Below are 3486 nucleotides of genomic sequence, written 5' to 3' on the forward strand. Positions count from 1 at the left end.
CCTGTAAGGCAAACCCGCCGCGCGCAACGGCAGCCGACTCACCGAACATTGATATTTCGCATGCAAACCAATCCGAAAAAGACACCGAACTGCGCCTCAAAGTGAACAGCGAAACGGCCCGCCTGGCCTGGAGCGAGCTGGAAAAGCATTTCGCCCAGGGCAACGTCGTCTGGGTCGCCAATGAGCTGGACCTGGTCGAAGTGGCCGTGCGCATCTCGCACGACGACAAGGCCAGTATCGCGCAATGGATGGCCGACGGCAAAATCGCCAAGGTCTCCGACCAGCAGGCGCTGGACTGGCAGGCCGCCGACGCGTCCCTGTGGGCCGTCGTCGTCAGCCCGTTCATCCTGGTGCAGCAGGAAAGCCGACGAAGCACTAATGCCCGCCACCCAGGTAGGCGGCAATCACCTTCGGGTCCGTCTTTAAGCTCTCCGCCGGGCCATGCACGGAAATGCTGCCGTTTTCCAGCACGTAGCCGTAATCGGCCACGTTCAGGGCGGCGGCGGCGAACTGCTCCACCAGCAGCATGGTCACGCCTTCCGCTTTCAAGCGCGTGATGATGCGGAAGACTTCTTCCACCAGGATGGGCGCCAGGCCATCGACGGCTCGTCCAGCAGGATCACTTCCGGGTTCAGCATCACGGCGCGGGCCATGGCCAGCATTGCTGCTCGCCGCCGACAAGGTGCCGGCCAGCTGGTCGCGCCGCTCCTTCAGGCGGGGGAACAGCTCCATGGCCTTGTCCAGGTCGGCCTTGATGTCGCCTTTCGGGCGCGCCCGCGTGAAGCGGGGAAAGGCGCCCAGCAGCAGGTTGTCCGTCACCGACATCGAGGCGAACACGCGCCGCCCTTCCGGCGAATGGGGCCAGGCCGGCGCGCGCGATGCGGTGGGAATCGAGGCCCGTGACGTCCTTGCCGCCCAGAGTGACGGAACCGGATCTGGTTTGAGCATGCCGGGAAATGGCGCGCATGGTGGTGGTCTTGCCGGCGCCGTTCGAGCCGATCAGGGTCACCAGCTTGCCCCGGCACGTCGAGCGAAATGCCGTGCAAGACTTCGACTTTGCCGTAGGCGGCGTGCAGATTATTGATCGATAACATGATGTCCCCGTCAGTGTGCTGGTACGGTGTTGGCTGCGGCGTCGCTGCCTGCCGCCCAGGTAGGCCTCGATCACCTTCGGATCGCCCTGCACGGCGGCGGGCGCGCCTTCGGCGATCTTCTGGCCAAAGTCGAGTACCGTCACCACGTCCGACAGGGCCATCACCACGTCCATGTGGTGCTCGATGAGGATGATGGTGATGCCGTGCTCGCGGATCTTGCGGATGATGGCCATCAGCTCCTTGATGTCGGGTGCCGTCAGGCCCGCCGCCGGCTCGTCGAGCAGCAGCAGGCGCGGGTTCAGGCCCAGCGCGCGGCCGATTTCCAGCAAGCGCTGCTTGCCATACGGCAAGTTGCGCGCCTCCTCGTCCGCCAGGTCGGCCAGGCCGACGAATTCCAGGATGCTGGCGGCCCGCTCGCGCGCCGCCTTTTCCTCGCGCCTGTAGCGGGCGTGTGCAGCATCACGTCCAGCACGTTCGACTTGAAGGTGTTGTGCAGGCCACCAGCACGTTTTCCGTGGCCGTCATCTCGCCAAACAGCTGCACGTTCTGGAAGGTGCGCGCCACGCCGCCCAGGGCGATCTCGGACGGCGTGCGCCCGGAGATGACGGCGCCGGCAAATTCCACCTTGCCCGCCGTCGGCTTGTAGATCCCCGTCAGCACGTTCATCATGGTGCTCTTGCCCGAGCCGTTCGGCCCGATCAAGCCGTGCACGGAGCCTTGCGTGACGTTCAAGTCCACTGGTCAGCGCCTTCAGGCCGCCGAACTGCATCAGCGCCTGCTCCACGCGCAGCAGGGGCGCGCCGCGCGGGCCGCCTTGCGCCGGATCAAGCTGGGCAAAGGGCGCGACGCCGCTGGCGGCCACGGATTGCACGTGGCGCCGGCCTTGCCGACAAAGCTCATCAGGAAACCGACGATGCCGTCCTGCAGGTAGTACACGACGAACAGGGTCATCAGGCCGAAGATGGTCAGGCGCCAGTCGACCATGTTCTCCAGCCGGTAGGAAAACGCGGCCAGGCCGATGGTGGGCCACCAGGGGCACGATCACGCGCGCACGGTGAACGCCCTTTCGCCAGCATGAGCGCGGAGCCGATCACGCCCAGCACGGCGGCGCCGACGGCGATCTTGCGGAACAGCTCGATATCGGCCAGCAAACTGGGCAGCATGACGACGATGAGGGCGCCGATCAGCGCACCGGAACGCGTCTTGCGCCCGCCCATGATGACGGCCAGCAGGAACAGGATCGTCAGCTCGAAGTTGTAGGTATTGGGCGAAATGTACTCTTCCGAATACGCATACAGGCTGCCGGCCAGGCCCGCGAAACCGGCGCTGATGACGAAGGCATACACCTTGTAGCGGTACACGGACACGCCCATGCAGTCGGACGCGATGGGGCTGTCGCGCAGCGCCTCGAAGGCCCGCCCCAGGTTCGACTTCAGGATGCGGTGCACGACGACGAGCGAAATGACCATCAGCGCGGCCACCATGTAGTAGTACTCCACTTCGCTCAATTTGTGGCCGATGACGACGGGCTTGTGGATCTTGATGCCCATCGGCCCTTCGTCAGGAAGCTCATTTCATTGATCAGGATTTGCACGATGGTGCCGAAGGCCAGGGTCACCATGGCCAGGTAGGGCCCCGTCACGCGCAGGGCCGGCAAGGCGAGGATGGCGCCGAACAGGGCCGCGCCCAGGATGCTGGCGGGGATGGCCAGCCAGAACGGCGCGCCCAGCTTGAAATACCAGCACGCCCGTGGCGTACGAACCGATGCCGAACAGGCCCGCGTGGCCCAGCGACACCTGCCCCGTGTAGCCGACGACGATGTCGAGGCCGAACAGCAGGATGGCGTAGATCAGGATGGTCTCGGCCAGGTGGATGTAATACGGATTCGGGATGACGACGGGGAACAGCGCGAGCACGGCCAGCCCGCGCGCGCTCAATGCGAGCATGGTGATTTTTTCTGTTCATGGCGTCCTCAGACTTTCTTGATCGCGGCTTTGCCGAACAGGCCGGACGGCTTGATGGCCAGCACCAGCAGCAGGAGCAGCAGGCCCGGTACTCCTTGTAGCCCGTGGAGATGTAGTAGCCCGTGGTGGTTTCCGCGATGCCCAGGATCAGGCCGCCGACGATGGCGCCCACGCCCGACGTCAGCCCGCCGATGATGGCCACGGCGAACGCTTTCAGGCCCAGCGAGGCGCCCATGGTGGCGCCCGTCAGGGTCAGCGGCGCCACCAGCACGCCCGCAAACGCGGCCGTGGCCGACGACAGGGCGTAGGAAAACGTGATGACCATGCCCGTGTTGATGCCCATCAAGCCGGCCGCGTCGCGGTCATTCGCCGTCGCCACCACGGCCTTGCCGTAGATGGACTTGCGGTTGAACACTTCCACGGCCAGC

General features: G+C 65.3%; 5 protein-coding genes and 3 pseudogenes. 1 reads left to right on the top strand and 7 read right to left on the bottom strand.

Annotation, left to right across the window (positions count from 1 at the left end; genetic code table 11):
- Positions 1-101 precede the first annotated feature (101 nt).
- A pseudogene (locus KPF47_RS41305) lies at positions 102-299 on the top strand (DUF2288 domain-containing protein); the annotation flags it as partial.
- A gap of 76 nt (positions 300-375) precedes the next feature.
- On the opposite strand, the pseudogene KPF47_RS41310 reads toward KPF47_RS41305, so the two are convergent.
- The 7 genes and pseudogenes from KPF47_RS41310 to KPF47_RS41340 form a co-directional block, all read right to left on the bottom strand.
- Positions 376-1094: pseudogene (locus KPF47_RS41310) on the bottom strand (ABC transporter ATP-binding protein).
- An 83-nt stretch (positions 1095-1177) separates the two neighbouring features.
- Positions 1178-1495 (bottom strand): annotated as a pseudogene (locus tag KPF47_RS41315) (ATP-binding cassette domain-containing protein); the annotation flags it as partial.
- 58 nt (positions 1496-1553) lie between these two features.
- Positions 1554-1832 (bottom strand): ATP-binding cassette domain-containing protein, encoded by a 279-nt coding sequence (locus tag KPF47_RS41320; protein WP_374108947.1) that lies wholly within the window; start codon positions 1830-1832, stop codon positions 1554-1556.
- 30 nt (positions 1833-1862) lie between these two features.
- A complete protein-coding gene (locus tag KPF47_RS41325; RefSeq protein WP_224392947.1) occupies positions 1863-2078 on the bottom strand; it encodes a hypothetical protein in 216 nt (71 codons plus the stop codon).
- Positions 2060-2644: a branched-chain amino acid ABC transporter permease gene (locus KPF47_RS41330; protein ID WP_255661642.1), complete on the bottom strand. Its 585-nt coding sequence runs from the start codon at positions 2642-2644 to the stop codon at positions 2060-2062. Before KPF47_RS41330 ends, KPF47_RS41325 begins: the two co-directional genes overlap by 19 nt.
- Positions 2599-2823, bottom strand: a complete 225-nt coding sequence (locus tag KPF47_RS41335) for a hypothetical protein (RefSeq protein ID WP_374108948.1) — start codon at positions 2821-2823, stop codon at positions 2599-2601. Before KPF47_RS41335 ends, KPF47_RS41330 begins: the two co-directional genes overlap by 46 nt.
- Positions 2733-3486 (bottom strand): branched-chain amino acid ABC transporter permease (locus KPF47_RS41340; protein ID WP_255661644.1); only part of this gene is annotated, 754 nt, incomplete at its 5' end. The genes KPF47_RS41335 and KPF47_RS41340, both read right to left, overlap by 91 nt.

Origin of the sequence: Pseudonocardia sp. ICBG1293 (assembly GCF_020131355.1) — a bacterium.
Lineage (GTDB): Bacteria > Actinomycetota > Actinomycetes > Mycobacteriales > Pseudonocardiaceae > Pseudonocardia.